At 59.6% G+C, this 14,221-nt stretch carries 13 protein-coding genes; 11 read left to right on the forward strand and 2 right to left on the reverse strand.

What is annotated here, in order from left to right:
* Nucleotides 1-2: 2 nt before the first annotated feature.
* Nucleotides 3-1,094, forward strand: coding sequence for a uroporphyrinogen-III C-methyltransferase (cobA, locus tag HMPREF2787_RS01855; RefSeq protein ID WP_070858212.1), 1,092 nt, complete (start codon nucleotides 3-5; stop codon nucleotides 1,092-1,094).
* Complete coding sequence (locus HMPREF2787_RS01860; RefSeq protein WP_246824143.1) at nucleotides 1,087-1,368, forward strand: hypothetical protein; 282 nt, start codon at nucleotides 1,087-1,089, stop codon at nucleotides 1,366-1,368. The genes cobA and HMPREF2787_RS01860 overlap by 8 nt, the downstream gene beginning before the upstream one ends.
* Here HMPREF2787_RS01860 and HMPREF2787_RS01865 read toward each other — a convergent pair.
* Nucleotides 1,365-2,102 carry a YaaA family protein gene (locus tag HMPREF2787_RS01865; RefSeq protein WP_070858276.1) on the reverse strand — a complete coding sequence of 246 codons (738 nt, stop codon included), beginning with the start codon at nucleotides 2,100-2,102 and terminating at the stop codon, nucleotides 1,365-1,367. The two genes, HMPREF2787_RS01860 and HMPREF2787_RS01865, sit on opposite strands and share 4 nt — an antisense overlap.
* A gap of 60 nt (nucleotides 2,103-2,162) precedes the next feature.
* Here HMPREF2787_RS01865 and HMPREF2787_RS01870 point away from each other — a divergent pair, with 60 nt between their 5' ends.
* Nucleotides 2,163-3,935: a proline--tRNA ligase gene (locus HMPREF2787_RS01870; RefSeq protein ID WP_070858214.1), complete on the forward strand. Its 1,773-nt coding sequence runs from the start codon at nucleotides 2,163-2,165 to the stop codon at nucleotides 3,933-3,935.
* On the opposite strand, the gene HMPREF2787_RS01875 is transcribed toward HMPREF2787_RS01870, so the two are convergent.
* The gene (locus tag HMPREF2787_RS01875; protein ID WP_246824144.1) at nucleotides 3,932-4,897 is read right to left on the reverse strand and encodes a DUF4439 domain-containing protein; all 966 of its coding nucleotides are present in this window, start codon (nucleotides 4,895-4,897) and stop codon (nucleotides 3,932-3,934) included. The two genes, HMPREF2787_RS01870 and HMPREF2787_RS01875, sit on opposite strands and share 4 nt — an antisense overlap.
* Nucleotides 4,898-4,998: 101 nt before the next feature.
* Here HMPREF2787_RS01875 and rimP point away from each other — a divergent pair, with 101 nt between their 5' ends.
* The 8 genes from rimP (at nucleotide 4,999) to HMPREF2787_RS01915 (ending at nucleotide 14,219) form a co-directional block, all read left to right on the forward strand.
* Nucleotides 4,999-5,571 carry a ribosome maturation factor RimP gene (gene rimP / locus HMPREF2787_RS01880; RefSeq protein ID WP_070858216.1) on the forward strand — a complete coding sequence of 191 codons (573 nt, stop codon included), beginning with the start codon at nucleotides 4,999-5,001 and terminating at the stop codon, nucleotides 5,569-5,571.
* A complete protein-coding gene (gene nusA, locus HMPREF2787_RS01885) occupies nucleotides 5,568-6,554 on the forward strand; it encodes a transcription termination factor NusA (RefSeq protein WP_070858217.1) in 987 nt (328 codons plus the stop codon). The genes rimP and nusA overlap by 4 nt, the downstream gene beginning before the upstream one ends.
* A gap of 171 nt (nucleotides 6,555-6,725) precedes the next feature.
* Nucleotides 6,726-7,121: a YlxR family protein gene (locus HMPREF2787_RS01890; protein WP_070858218.1), complete on the forward strand. Its 396-nt coding sequence runs from the start codon at nucleotides 6,726-6,728 to the stop codon at nucleotides 7,119-7,121.
* A gap of 129 nt (nucleotides 7,122-7,250) precedes the next feature.
* Nucleotides 7,251-10,007 (forward strand): translation initiation factor IF-2, encoded by a 2,757-nt coding sequence (gene infB / locus HMPREF2787_RS01895; protein WP_070858219.1) that lies wholly within the window; start codon nucleotides 7,251-7,253, stop codon nucleotides 10,005-10,007.
* Between the two features lie 603 nt (nucleotides 10,008-10,610).
* On the forward strand, nucleotides 10,611-11,042 hold the full coding sequence (rbfA, locus tag HMPREF2787_RS01900; RefSeq protein ID WP_070858220.1) for a 30S ribosome-binding factor RbfA: 432 nt from the start codon (nucleotides 10,611-10,613) through the stop codon (nucleotides 11,040-11,042).
* Nucleotides 11,043-11,084: 42 nt separating this feature from the next.
* A complete protein-coding gene (locus HMPREF2787_RS01905; protein WP_070858221.1) occupies nucleotides 11,085-12,146 on the forward strand; it encodes a DHH family phosphoesterase in 1,062 nt (353 codons plus the stop codon).
* A gap of 4 nt (nucleotides 12,147-12,150) precedes the next feature.
* Nucleotides 12,151-13,527: an MATE family efflux transporter gene (locus tag HMPREF2787_RS01910; RefSeq protein ID WP_083326622.1), complete on the forward strand. Its 1,377-nt coding sequence runs from the start codon at nucleotides 12,151-12,153 to the stop codon at nucleotides 13,525-13,527.
* Nucleotides 13,524-14,219 carry a 4'-phosphopantetheinyl transferase family protein gene (locus HMPREF2787_RS01915; protein WP_246824146.1) on the forward strand — a complete coding sequence of 232 codons (696 nt, stop codon included), beginning with the start codon at nucleotides 13,524-13,526 and terminating at the stop codon, nucleotides 14,217-14,219. The genes HMPREF2787_RS01910 and HMPREF2787_RS01915 overlap by 4 nt, the downstream gene beginning before the upstream one ends.
* Nucleotides 14,220-14,221: the final 2 nt, after the last annotated feature.

A 14,221-nucleotide genomic window follows, 5' to 3' on the forward strand; every position in this document is an offset into this window, starting at 1 on the left:
CCATGAGTTTGCTTCTCAAAGACTACGGTGTGTTGGTGATTGGCGGTTCCACAGCTGCAGAGCGCGTGATTCCTCGGTTGTTGGACTCTGGTGCTGATGTCACTGTGTGTGAGGGTGGGGAAGTAACTACTGCGATTGAGGCCTGGGCTGCAGACGGCCGTATTACTTTGACCCGCACCGGTTTTACCGAGGCGATGAGTTGGGGCAAGGCTCTCATGGTCTGCTGCGACGAGTCGTTGCTGCGGGAGGTGACACTCGAGGGGCACCGCCGAGGCATTCTTGTCGATGATGAAACCGGGTCTTCCAGCCCTCTTACTCCTGTGGCGCTGACCGGACGTCGCGCGTCGCGCGCCGGGGACCTCGCTGGTCAGGTCGCACTCGTAGGCGGTGGCCCGGGCGATCCCGGCCTCATTACCGTTGAAGGGCGTCGCCTGCTCCGGCTTGCCGACGTCGTCGTTGCAGACCACCTCGGTCCGCTGTCGCTGCTCGGTGATTTGGAGCCGGATGTCGAAATTATCGATGCCGGCAAGCTTCCTTACGGTCGTGCCATGGCCCAGGATCGTATTAATGAACTCCTAGTTCATCGTGCCCGTGAGGGCTACTTTGTGGTCCGGCTCAAGGGTGGTGATCCGTACATCTTCGGCCGCGGTTTTGAAGAGCTTCAGGAGCTGCAGAAGGCAGGTGTGCCGGTTCGCGTTGTGCCGGGTATTACCTCGGCCCTGGCGGTACCGGGGACGATTGGTATCCCAGTTACCATGCGTGGTGTCAACCATGAATTCACTGTTGTGTCCGGCCACGTCCCACCAGGACACAAGACGTCTCTGGTCAATTGGGACGCGCTGGGCCGGATGCACGGCACTATTGCCATCATTATGGGAGTTAAGAACGGGCCGAAGATCGCCGAGGCTTTGATGAAGGCCGGCCGCAGCCCGAAGACTCCGGCTGCGGTCATCCAGGACGGCACGCTGCCGAATCAGCGGTCGCTACGCTGCACGCTCGGCGAGCTTGGCGAGAAAATGGTCGAAGAGGCAATCAAGCCACCCGCCGTTATCGTCATCGGTGAAGTTGCCGGTCTGGATGAGGGCGATGAGTAGGAACAACAAGTCGAGCAACAACAAGTCGAAGAAACGAGAGCCAAAGCAGCAAAAGGCAGGGCTTGTTACCCGACTGCTTGCCGACGATCAGTTGCGTAGCGCCATCTGGTTGGGCGCTGCGACCTTCCTGGTGTTCTACCTCGGAGCCATGATCATCTTCCGCCTCCTTCTCCTGGGCGGAGAAGGATCGCGATACGACAGCATTTTCATCGCTGTTATTGCTCTGATTGTTGCGATTGTCGCAGGCCGGAAGCGCTACAACGACGACATTTAGTTTTCCGGGACGCGGAAGATGAGGGTGTCGTCGTCAAGCGAGACGTTGTATCCTGCGGCGCGCGCGATGTCGACGGCCTCTGTGGGGGAGCTCGGTACCGTGTCGGAAAGGGCGATGGCTCGGGCAAATAGGCCCTTGTAGTGCTTGTTGAAGTGGCTGACGATTTTGCCCTCGGCGGTGAGCACGGTCATCGTTGTCGCGGTCTTGACTTTGCCCAAATTGGCGTAGGTGCCGGAACGAAGGTCGATAAGGAAGTCGACATTATTGAGAGCCTCGGTGATGGCGGTGCCCCAACGGCGCTTCATAGTGGGCGCTGCGTCGGCAGGCTGATCCGCGAAGGGGAGCTTGACCGTACCAGAGAGACGGTAGTGGGGGATGAGGTCGTCCCCGCCAATGACACCGAAGAGCGCTGACCCGATGGCGAGTCGAGCCCGGCCGGTTTCCGGCAGATCGCTGGGGGAGAGTGCGTCGTAGAGCACCCCGGTATAACGCTCGAGGGCCGGCATGGTCGGTGACTCTAGGAGTGCAACATTAGCCGTGACTTCGTCAGCGAGACGTGGCCCCAGTTTCAGTGTTTCCATCGCAGCTTCCCTGTTCGCACTTAATGCCACGAGATCGGCTGCAATGCGCTCGCGGATGGGGTTGAGGGAGCCGAAGCTCAGCGAGGAAAAGTCCACTGCGGGATGGCTGCCACCAGTGGCTTTGGTTTCAGATGGGGGTAGGACTACGAGCATGGGCACCATAGTAATGCCCCGCATGTTGCGAAGAAGGATCGACGGGTAAAATCAACACTCATGATTACGCGAATGTCCCAGCTGTTTCTGCGCACACTGCGCGAGGATCCAGCTGACGCCGAGGTCCCTAGCCACAAGCTGCTCGTCCGTGCCGGCTACATCCGGCGAACTGCCCCTGGTGTGTACTCCTGGCTGCCACTGGGCTTGAAGGTTTTGCGCAACGTAGAGAAGGTTGTGCGCGAGGAGATGGAAGGTATTGGCGCACAGGAGTTGGCATTCCCCGCACTGCTCCCGCGTGAACCGTACGAGGCGACGAATCGGTGGACTGAATATGGCCCCGAGCTGTTCCGTCTGAAGGATCGCAAGGGCGCGGACTACCTGCTGGGGCCGACGCACGAAGAGATGTTCGCGCTGGCTGTCAAGGATCTTTTCAGCTCCTACAAGGATTTCCCGACGACGCTGTTTCAGATTCAGACCAAGTACCGCGACGAGGCCCGCCCGCGCGCCGGTATTCTGCGTGGCCGCGAGTTCGTGATGAAGGACTCTTACTCCTTCGACATGGACGACGAGGGGCTGGCGAATTCTTATCAGCAGCACCGCGGTGCCTACCAGCGAATTTTTGACCGGCTGGGCATTAAGTACGAAATCTGCCACGCCATCTCCGGCGCTATGGGCGGTTCGGCCTCCGAGGAGTTCCTGGCTGTTAGCGAAAATGGCGAAGACTCCTTCGTAGTCTCCACCGACGGTGAGTACGCCGCCAACGTTGAAGCCGTGAAGATTCCGGCAGTCGAACCGCAGCGGATTGAGGGACAGCCGGAGGCGAAGGTTTACGAGTCTCCGAACTGCACCACCATCGCAGCGCTTGTTGATTGGGCCAATGGCGCAGACCTCGGACGCGAGGTCACTGCTGCTGATACTTTGAAGTGCGTTCTCGTCGCCGTCGACCCGAAGAAGGTCGATAAGGAGGGCAACGCCCTGCCGGAACAGCTCACCGCAATCCTGGTTCCCGGTGACCGTGAGGTCGATGAAAAGCGTCTCGAAGTCGCATTTGAACCGGGTGAGGCGCGCTTGCTGGAGGACAAGGACTTCGCAGCCAATGACTTCCTGATCAAGGGCTACGTCGGCCCGCAGGGGCTCGCCGATCACGGTGTGAAGGTCCTAGCTGATCCCCGCGTGGCGGAGGGCACGAATTGGATTACAGGAGCCAACGAGGAAGGCAAGCACATTGTCGATGTAGTCGCTGGTCGCGACTTCCAGATTGACGGTATTTGCGATGTCGCAGAGGTGCGTGACGGCGACCCGGCTCCGGAGGGGCATGGCACGCTGAAGATTGAGCGCGGCATCGAAATCGGTCACATTTTCCAGTTGGGCCGCAAGTACACCAACGCCTTTGAAGTCGACATCCTCGATGTCAACGGTAAGCGTGCTCGTCCGACGATGGGGTCCTACGGTATTGGCGTGTCCCGCCTGGTCGCTGTCCTCGCAGAACAGCAGTTGGATGAAAAGGGCCTCAAGTGGCCAGTTGCCGCAGCTCCGTACAAGGTTCACATCGCTGTGGCCGGCAAGAACGCCGAAGCAGCTGAGGCCGCCGAACAGCTGGCGGAAGACCTCAGTCAGCAGGGCATTGAGGTGCTTTTCGACGACCGTCCGAAGGTCAGCCCCGGTGTGAAGTTCAAGGACGCCGAGCTGCTGGGTATGCCGTTTGTGGTCATCTTTGGCCGTGGCTACGCGGACGGCAAGGTGGAGCTGCGTAACCGCCTGACCAACGAGACCGACGAGGTCGCCGCTGACGGCATTGCAGCTCACGTCGCGGAGCTGGTTCGCAAGGCTTAGAGCCCGGGCAACGGCTCCAAGTTGTTGCCACCTAGCGCTGTCGCACCGGCGGCAGCCACACCAGCTGCCTGCAGTGCGAACATACGCATCCGAGAGTTATTAGCAGCAAGCAGCACGTCTTCCCACGCCTGCACGCAGTAGCGTTCCAACGCAACCATATAATCGACGGGCGCTGTATCCGGTGAAGGAGCATCTTCCGGCATATAGCCAGGTGCGCTCTCCGGCACCTCAACGTCGGAATCTTCCAAAATTAGTCGGGCACGATCGCGCAAAATACGGTGGCGCTCGCCACGAGCCAAAAGAGCAGTAGTGGTATCGCCTCCGACACGTGGTGCGGCTACACCGACACCGTAAATCATCATGTATTCGGCCTGCAGTGCCTTAGTCATCTGCTCTTCGGCACCCGATATTTCATCCCTGTCACTGGGAATCAAGGGGACGAGTTCCTCCCATTTGGCACCCGCCGCACGCAGTGCGAGGACTATACCGCCATCAACAGCTGTAGCAAGGCGCGCAGTGTGCGCTTCCCGCAGCGTCGTGCGTGAATCCAGAGCCTTCGTCAGTACTGGATTATTTCGCGAGTCTGTGAGCAGTAACTTCGCATCGGTACCGGTAGGCAGGGATCCTAGGACTGCTGCGTCCGAGCCGCATTCATCGACCGGTTTACCGTCCTTGTGGGTGCCGCAGGCGCGTGTGATTTCCTTATCCAGTTCGGTAACTTGCGCGGAGCGCACGGCTGCGAGGTCAGGATTGGCGTCGATAAGCGAACGTGCATCGCGCGCGGCGAGCGCGTGGAGAACCTCAATGGCGTAATCCGGGCGCGGTGCCACCAGATGCGAGCACGCGGAGAGCGCGGGAAGTGATCCCGCGGCGAGGGCAGCAGCGAGGAAGCCACGGCGCGAGAGAGTACGAGTGCGACGCGATGCGGAAGCAGAGCTGGGGGCGGGAGGTTCAACAATCACCTCACTATGGTGCCACGGCGGGCGGCACTTTGTATCAATGCGGTGTGTGGAAAGCGCCCAGGTGCGCAATTCCTAGCACTTGACCTGTAGACTCTACGACTATGGCGATACCCGCACCCGAGAAAATTGAACAGTTTGTGAGCCCGGCGCTCGCACAAATCGGCCTGGATGTGGAAGATGTCAAGGTCGTTCGCGCCGGCGCAAAGTCACAGGTCATTGTGTTGGTTGACGCAGATGAGCGTCCTGACCTCGATGTTCTGGAACAGGCCACGCATGAAGTATCTTCGGCTCTGGATGCCGCGGAGGCACGTGGTGAAGCCGACTTCGGCGCTCAGGGCTACACCTTGGAAATTTCCACTCCTGGTATCGACGCACCGCTGACTCAGCCTCGGCACTGGCGTCGTAACCGTGGTCGTATTGCGGAGATTTCGCTTGCCGACGGTTCCGCGATTGCAGCCCGCATTGGTGCGCTGTCGCCGGATGAAGAATCCATCATTCTCGTTACCTCTAAAGGGCCAAAGGGGCGTTTGAAGGCTGTTGGTCAGCGTGTCCAATTAACCAATGTGGCCCGTGCAGTGGTACAAGTTGAATTCTCTAATCCGCCCGCAGCCGAAAAAGATTTTGCGGGACTAGACTATGACGATGCCTTGACCAGGCTGGAGGATAACAAGTGAAGATTGAACTAGCTGCCCTGCGAACCTTGGAAAAGGAAAAGGGTATTCCTGTCGACGAAATGCTGGGACTGGTCGCCCGGGCATTGCGTGAAAGCTACCGTAATACCACCGCACCGGCACAGTACGCGCGCGTCGAAATCGACCGTGAGACCGGTGACGTCATAGTCTTTGCCCAGGAGCGCGACGACGAGGGCAATCTCATCTCCGAATGGGACGACACTCCGGAGGACTTTGAGCGTACCGCTGCATTCGCTGTTCGTCAGACCATCCTTTCCCGTCTGCGGGATGCGGAGAGCGACAAGGTTCTCGACGAATACGCTGACCTGTCTAACCAGGTCATTTCCGGCGTGGTCCAGCGCGATGTCTATGCCAATGAAAAAGGCATTGTCGTCGTCCACATCGGTTCGGAGGCCAACGGCCGCGACGGTATTCTGATGCCGGCTGAGCAGCTGCCAGGTGAGGAACTCAAGCACGGCGACCGCATCAAGTGCTACGTCGTCGGTGTGAACAAGACACCGCGCGGTGTTGCGATTCACCTGTCACGCACGCACCCGGAGCTCATTCGCAAGCTCTTCGAACTTGAAGTTCCGGAAGTTGCCGATGGGGCAGTGGAATTGATTTCCATTGCGCGCGAGGCCGGTCACCGCACCAAGGTTGCTGTACGTCCCACGGTCAAGGGTCTCAACGCTAAGGGCGCCTGCATTGGGCCCCGCGGTCAGCGTGTGAGCTCGATTATGAACGAGCTCAAGGGCGAGAAGATTGACATTATCGACTACGACGAGGATCCGGCGAAGTTCGTTGGTAACTCGCTGGCGCCAGCCAAGGTAGTTAGCGTCAAGATTTTGGACATGGACGAGCGCCGTGCACACGTTGTGGTGCCCGATTACCAGCTCTCTCTTGCTATCGGCAAGGAGGGGCAGAATGCCCGTCTGGCGGCTCGTCTGACCGGCTGGCGAATCGATATCCACTCCGACTCGGAGTAGACACAAGGTCAGCGTCCTAGAGGTCGCGATAGAGGCGGGAAAGTGCATAAGGGGTTGGCACTTTCCCGCCTTTTCGGGTTATGCTGGGAGAAGGCCAAACGACATGGCGTGATTTTCTTATGCGAATTTTCGCGCTGAATTTCTTAGCAGGAAGGTGGGTGCGTCAGGAGTATGACGACTTCGCGGGTGACAAACCCGAATTCGACAACTCATACACCTGCACCCACACGTACCTGTATTGCAACTAAGCAGCGCCGCGATTGCTCGGAGCTGCTGCGCATTGTCGCTACCACCCGTTCAGATGGCTCAGTAGCCGTCGTTGCTGATCCGCGTCGTCGGATGCAGGGACGAGGTGCCTGGATCACCCCAACACTAAAGGCTTGGGAGATCGCCGACAAGCGTCGTGCATTTGGCCGCGCACTGAAGGTATCTACGCAGGTAGATGCGTTTCCGGTTAAACAGTTTATCGCCACGCACTACGAAGCGGCGGCGGAGGATTTCAACCCCGTCGACGATGTGCGTGTCGCTAAGCAGGGAGGCAGGAAAAATGAGAACAGAAAGACCTGAACACTGATGAGCACACGATGAAGCATCAGCGATGAACGGCAATAGATAAGAGGGAGCCCTGCAGGCGCTCTCGGTGCGCGGACGAATCCGCCATCGGGCGCTGCTCGGCCCCCACTAGTGAGGAGAGCAGTGTCCGGAAAGCTACGTGTCCATGAGCTCGCTAAGCAGCTCGGGGTCACCAGCAAAGAACTACTCGCGGAGCTAAAGGCTCAGGGCGAGTTTGTTAAGACCGCTTCTTCGACGGTGGAACCACCCGTCGTCAGAAAGATGAAGAAGGTCTACGAAGAAAAGAATGCTGGCGCAAGTGCTGATGCATCCGCACCGGTCCCAGCGGCCAAGGCTGCAGCTAAGTCGGGTGCGAAGCCAGCAGCTAAGCCAGGCGCTAAGCCTGCTGCACCGGCGGCAGCAAAACCGGGTGCCAAGCCAGGCGCTAAGCCTGCTGCACCAGCGGCGGCAAAACCGGGTGCCAAGCCAGCTGCACCGTCCCGTTCGCCGAAGCCGGGACAGGAAATGCCACGCCCGCCGAAGCCTGCTGGCCCGAAGCCGGGGCCGAAGCCAGGCGGACGCGCACCGCGTGTGGCGAACAACCCATTCTCGACCGGCGGATCGTCCCGTCCGGCACCGCGGCCGTCCAACATGCCGCGTCCGCAGGGCGGTTCTGGCCGTCCGGGGCCGAAGCCGGGTGGACGCCAGGGTGGCCCTCGCCCGCAGGGTGGAAACGGCCGTCCGGGGCCGAAGCCGGGAGGACGCCAGGGCAGCCCGCGTCCGCAAGGCGGACAGGGCCGCGGTAATAAGCCGAGCGGCAATCGTCCGACTCCGGCAATGATGCCTTCGCACCCGAACCCGGGGCAGATGCCTGCAAAGGCAAGCCGCGGCGGCGGTGGCGGTGGCTTCGGCGGCCGTGGTCGCGGCCCGGGTGGCCCGGGTGGCGGACCGCGCGGTGGTCGCGGCGGACGTCGTGGTGGAACTGCAGGTGCATTCGGGCGGCCGGGAGGCGCCCCGCGTCGCGGACGGAAGTCGAAGCGCCAGAAGCGCAACGAGTACGAGGCAATGCAGGCACCATCCGTGGTGGGCGGCGTTAAGCTGCCTAACGGTAATGGCAAGACCATTCGCCTCGCGCGCGGCGCATCGCTGTCCGACTTCGCTGAGAAGATCAATGCCGATGCCGCAGCACTGGTTCAGGCGTTGTTCAATCTCGGTGAAATGGTTACAGCAACCGCGTCGGTTTCCGACGAGACCTTGCAGCTGCTCGGCGACGAGATGGACTACAAGGTCCAGGTTGTTTCGCCAGAGGATGAGGACCGTGAACTACTTGAGTCCTTCGACCTCCAATTCGGTGAGGATGAGGGTGACGATGAGGACCTGGAACAGCGCCCGCCAGTGGTAACGGTGATGGGTCACGTCGACCACGGTAAGACGCGCCTGTTGGACACGATTCGTAAGGCCAACGTTGGTGGCCACGAGTCCGGTGGTATTACCCAGCACATCGGTGCTTACCAGGTGCCGGTGGAGCTCGACGGCGAGAAGCGCAAGGTTACCTTCTTGGATACCCCGGGTCACGAGGCGTTTACCGCCATGCGTGCTCGTGGTGCCAAGTCGACTGATATCGCGATTCTGGTTGTTGCAGCTGATGACGGCGTCATGCCGCAGACGGTTGAGGCTATTAACCACGCCAAGGCCGCTGATGTGCCGATTGTCGTTGCAGTCAACAAGATTGATAAGGAAACTGCAGATCCGCAGAAGATTCGTGGTCAGCTGACTGAATACGGTCTCACTGACGAAGAGTGGGGCGGCGACACTATGTTCGTCGATATCTCTGCTAAGCAGGGTCTCAACATCGATCAGCTTCTCGAAGCAGTGCTGTTGACTGCCGACGCGTCGTTGGATCTGCGCGCCAACCCGGATATGGACGCCCAGGGTGTCGCCATTGAGGCTCACCTTGACCGTGGCCGTGGTCCGGTGGCAACCGTTATCGTTCAGCGCGGTACGTTGCGCGTCGGTGATTCGATCGTTGTCGGTGACGCATATGGTCGTGTTCGCCGCATGGTCGATGAGTACGGCAACGACGTCGATGAGGCCGGTCCTTCCCGTCCGGTTCAGGTGCTCGGCCTGACCTCCGTACCGGGTGCTGGTGACAACCTCCTGGTTGTTGACGAGGATCGTACTGCCCGCCAGATTGCAGACCGCCGCGACGCACGTCGTCGTAATGCGCTGCAGGCACGTCGTCGTAAGCGTGTCTCCCTGGAGAACCTGGACGAAATCCTGAAGGAGACCAACACCCTCAACCTGATCCTGAAGGGCGACAACGCCGGTACCGTCGAGGCACTGGAAGAAGCCCTGCTCAAGATTGAGGTCGACGACGAGGTCGCACTGAACATCATCGACCGTGGTGTCGGTGCTGTTACACAGACCAACGTCACGCTGGCTGCTGCGTCTGACGCCGTCATCATCGGTTTCAACGTTCGCTCCGAGGGCAAGGCCACCGAGGTTGCCAACGCTGAGGGCGTTGACATCCGCTACTACACGGTGATCTACCGTGCTATCGAGGATGTCGAGGCTGCTCTGAAGGGCATGCTCAAACCGGTCTACGAGGAGAAGGAGATTGGTCGTGCAGAGATTCGCGCCATCTTCAAGTCCTCCGCAGTTGGCCTCATCGCCGGCTGTATGGTCGAGTCCGGCAAGGTCCGCCGCAACGCGAAGGCTCGCCTGGTTCGTGACGGCAACGTCATTACGGATTCGGCGACTATCGAGTCGCTGAAGCGAGAGAAGGACGATGCAACCGAGGTCGCAGCCGGTTACGAGTGCGGCATGGTGCTGTCCTACCCGGACATCCAGGTGGACGATGTTATCGAGGTCTACGAGATGGTCGAGGTTCCGCGTACTTAGCAACGTAAGCTAAACGCTGCGTGCACTTTGATAAGGCGCTCCCTTCGGGGAGCGCCTTTTTTGCGTATCGTTTTCGCTATGGGCTTTAAACTAGTCTCTTTGCACTCGAAGATGAACTGCCGCGAACAAATATTTTGAATTATCGTCCTGCGAGCGCAGAGGAGACTCTTGCGCAATTGGACAAGATTTGGCCAGGGAAGTTCACCTTTGATTCCGAAGAAACCATTGCGGATCCAGCGTTGGCAATCGATCCTCGTGAAAGGTGGTCACTTTGTATCACTCTCTTGTTAATGGGTTACCGATGTACAACTTCGTGGAGCGCCGTTAAGAGCTTGCGGGTAGGTCGTTAGCTGTAGGCAAAGATTCTGAGCTCCTCTCGGGCTGGCTTCCCGGTTGTCGATGACATTGATGAAGTCGCGAAACATGCGGTTCGAAGTTGAGTAGTGTTTTGCGTGTTAGTATTAGCAGTCCTTTGTATTGAACCGTTTTTGCCGGATCCCAATTGGGTCTTTGTCAGCGAAGGGGTACCTCAGGCCCCACGCTATATGGGGTCTAGCTACGAATCGTTACGCACAGGTATAGATAGATAGGGAGTAGCCAAAAATGGCAGATCCAGCACGCGCGCGCAGGCTGTCCAAGCGTATTCAGGAGATTGTCGCCAGCGCAATTGAGCGTGAGATTAAGGACCGACGGCTGGAGTTTGTGACTGTCACTGACTGCCGCGTCACCGGCGATTTGCACGACGCCACAGTTTTCTACACGGTGCGCGGACGTACGCTCGACGAGGAACCGGACTATGAGTCGGCAGCAGCAGCGCTGGAAAAGGCGAAGGGGCAGCTGCGTTCCCTGGTGGGCCGTGGCACCGGTGTGCGCTACACACCGACGCTGGCTTTTGAGGTTGACACGGTGCCGGAGATTTCCGCGCACCTTGAGGAGCTGCTCGATAGGACTCGCGCGCGCGACGCGGAATTGGCTGAGCAGGCTAGAAACGCAAAGCCCGCAGGCGATGCCAACCCATACCGCGACGAGGAGTAAAACTCTCCACCGGCCACATCTATCGATGAAAGGGGCACCCACGTGACCACTTCTCCGCAGGCTCAGGAGCAGGCAGCTCACCAGCTTTCCCAGGCGATTGATCGCCGCATGTCCAAGCCGATTCAGCAGATGCAGGATATGCTTGCCGACGCTAAGAAAGTCGGCGTCATTGCCCATGTTCACCCCGATGCGGATGCGATTGGTGCCGCATCCGCGATGGTCATGGCTCTTGTACAGCGTGGCATTTCTGCTGTCGCCAGCTATGGCGAGAGCGATTTGCCAGCCAAGTCGCTGCTGACCATCCCCGGATGGGAACGCTTCGTCGAGTACACGGACTTGGATGAAGACATTGACACGTGGGTGACTGTCGATTGCGCAAGCCCGGGGCGCCTCGGTGCGCTGGAAGAGCGCGTGATGGCCTCCGACCGCGTTATCAATGTTGACCATCACGCGACCAACACTCGCTTTGGGTCTGTCAACATGGTTGATGAACTCGCAGAGTCTTCGACTATGGTGCTCCTGGACTTCTTCGGTGTCTGGGGTATCAAGCTGACCACGCCGATGGCTCATGCTCTCTACGCAGGGCTGCTGACGGATACCGCGTCGTTCCAGTTCGGTCGTTCTCGCATGCACACTGCAGCGGCGCGCTTGCTGGATAAGGGGCTCGATCCGCGCACGATTGGTGCACAGCTGCTGGAAGAGCATCCGTTTGCCTACCTGCCGTTCCTGGGCAAGGTGCTTTCCACCGCGACATTGGTGCCGGACTGGGGCGACGGCGCAGGCCTAATCCACGTCGTTATTGAGCACGACCAGACTGCCGAAGTTGGCCACGATGAGATTGAATCGGTCGTGGACATTGTGCGTACGACTAATGCTGCCGACGTCTGTGCTGTACTTAAGGAGTATGAGCCAGGCCAGTGGGCGGTCTCGCTGCGTTCTCGCGAGCTTGTCGATGTCTCCCAGGTCGCCCTGGAAATCGGCGGCGGTGGCCACGAGCGTGCCGCCGGTCTGACTCGCGAGTGCAGCAAGGAAGAGCTGCTGCAGGCCATCCTGGACACCAGCGATGTCGCAGCCCAGGCACGCCGAGCCGCAAGCGAGGCCTAGGGGATTGTCGGACTCGCGAGAAACTCAGGAGCGCACTGAGATTGAGCAAACTGGCATCGAGCGAACCGGGCACAGTGCGAAGTCAGATGTCAGCCTTCGCGCAATCGTTTCGCTGGCGTTGCCAGCGTTGGGCGTTCTTGCCGCGCCCGCCCTCTATGTGCTACTGGACACGGCTGTCATCGGTCGGCTGGGAGCCGTCCAGCTTGCGGCGCTTGCCGCTGGTTCGACGGTATTTTCCGTGGTAACTACGCAGCTCACTTTCTTGGCTTACGGCACGACCGCCCGATCAGCGCGAGCCTTTGGCAGGGGCAACGTGGACGAGGCGGTCGAAGAGGGACTGCAAGCGACGTGGGTCGCCATCTTTGTGGGCATTAGCCTCTTTGCCATCATCGTGGGGCTAGCACCGGTTTTTACCGGTTGGTTGGCTCCTCATCCGGAGGTCGCTCATGATGCCGGGCAGTGGTTGCGAGTTGCGGCCTTCGCCATTCCGCTGACGTTGATTGCGCAGGCTGGAAATGGTTGGTTGCGCGGTATCCAAAACACCCGCACGCCGCTGCTATTTGTGCTCTCAGGCCTTGTGCCGGCCGCTATTGTGATTGTGCCGCTGGTCCGCGCCTTTGGACTCGAGGGCTCTGCGATGGCCGTTCTTTTCGGCGAATTGATTACCGGCGGGCTGTTCCTCCGCAGTCTTATCAAAGAGTGCTCTAACCGCAAGCTCTCCATGCGCCCTAATGGCGCTATTATCAAAAGCCAGCTCGTCCTTGGCCGCGATCTCATCGTTCGCTCCTTGTCCTTCCAGGTAGCGTTCCTCTCTGCCGCAGCGGTTGCCGGCCGAGTTGGGCCGACCACGCTCGGTGGGCATCAGGTCATGCTGCAACTGTGGAATCTGATCTCGTTGGTGCTCGACTCGCTAGCGATTGCTGCACAGACGCTCGTCGGTGCAGCGTTGGGAGGTAGCTCCACGGCCGTTGCTCGCTGGACTGGCAAGCGGGTTACTGTCTGGTCAAGCGTCATTGCCCTCGGCCTAGCGGCTGTCTTCGCAGTGGGTAATGCCAGCATCGTCCGCATTTTTACCGACGCCACAGGCGTGATTGACGCAGTCACCGCCGGACCATGGTGGATTCTTGTCGCAATGATTCCTATCGGCGGTGTCGTCTTCGCGCTCGATGGCGTGTTGCTCGGCGCCGGCGACGCAGCCTTCCTCCGTAACGCCACCGTTAGCGCGGTCCTGTGCGGATTCCTCCCACCGGTCTGGCTGGCGCAGGCATTTGGCTGGGGGCTGACCGGCGTGTGGTGCGGTCTCTTGGCCTTCATGATTCTGCGACTCATCTTTGTCGCTACCCGTTTCCGTGGAGAGAAATGGTACGGCATCAGCGCATGAGTGAGCTTGCCGACGTCCAGGAGTACTTGGCCAGGCATTTGCCCGCCGGTAGCCGGCTGGTTATTGACTCCAATTCCGAGCGTCCGTTTAGTGATGCGGAATTGCAGCAGCTCCGTACTGCTGAGTTGAGGCTGTCTGATAGTGCAGCACCTGCTCGAATCCGTGATTTCACCCGAGGGCGCCTCGCTGCACATGAGACGTTGCAACGGCTAGGAGAGTCTGCCCCAGGTGGGATTGGCATGTCGACCACCGGAGCGCCGCTGTGGCCGCGAGGAGTCGTGGGGTCAATTAGCCACTGCGACGGGGCCGTGGCAGCTGTGTCCGCGAGCGCTGAACAGCTGCAGGGGATTGGCATCGATGTCGAGGTCGAGCAGACTCTAGAGTTAGGAATCATCGATGCAGTCTTGTGCACTGACGAAGCTCGCTTGGACCCGCTGGTGCAATTTAGTGCCAAGGAATCAATGTACAAACTCTGGGAGCCGATAGTCGGGCAGTGGCTAGACTTCGACGAAGTTTCCGTGCAACCGAGGAAGAGACGGATAGCAGCGCGAGGTTTTTCCCGGGGACTCGCAGGCGGCCCCTTACAGCTAACGTTTCACCGTGAGATTCCCGATACCTTCAGCGGAGTAAAGGGCTTCTGGGTTCGCGGTGCAGGCGTCGTTGTCACCGCGGTGTGGCTCGAGCAGTGTTAAAA

It is taken from the genome of Corynebacterium sp. HMSC061H03, assembly GCF_001838215.1.
In the GTDB taxonomy this organism is placed as follows: domain Bacteria; phylum Actinomycetota; class Actinomycetes; order Mycobacteriales; family Mycobacteriaceae; genus Corynebacterium; species Corynebacterium jeikeium_D.

Bases quoted from the DNA above. Each gene is read 5' to 3' on its own strand.
- cobA (WP_070858212.1), top strand. From the start codon at position 3: ATGAGTTTGCTTCTCAAAGACTACGGTGTGTTGGTGATTGGCGGTTCC.
- HMPREF2787_RS01860 (WP_246824143.1), top strand. From the start codon at position 1,087: ATGAGTAGGAACAACAAGTCGAGCAACAACAAGTCGAAGAAACGAGAG.
- HMPREF2787_RS01865 (WP_070858276.1), bottom strand. From the start codon at position 2,102: ATGCTCGTAGTCCTACCCCCATCTGAAACCAAAGCCACTGGTGGCAGC.
- HMPREF2787_RS01870 (WP_070858214.1), top strand. From the start codon at position 2,163: ATGATTACGCGAATGTCCCAGCTGTTTCTGCGCACACTGCGCGAGGAT.
- rimP (WP_070858216.1), top strand. From the start codon at position 4,999: ATGGCGATACCCGCACCCGAGAAAATTGAACAGTTTGTGAGCCCGGCG.
- HMPREF2787_RS01890 (WP_070858218.1), top strand. From the start codon at position 6,726: ATGACGACTTCGCGGGTGACAAACCCGAATTCGACAACTCATACACCT.
- rbfA (WP_070858220.1), top strand. From the start codon at position 10,611: ATGGCAGATCCAGCACGCGCGCGCAGGCTGTCCAAGCGTATTCAGGAG.
- HMPREF2787_RS01915 (WP_246824146.1), top strand. From the start codon at position 13,524: ATGAGTGAGCTTGCCGACGTCCAGGAGTACTTGGCCAGGCATTTGCCC.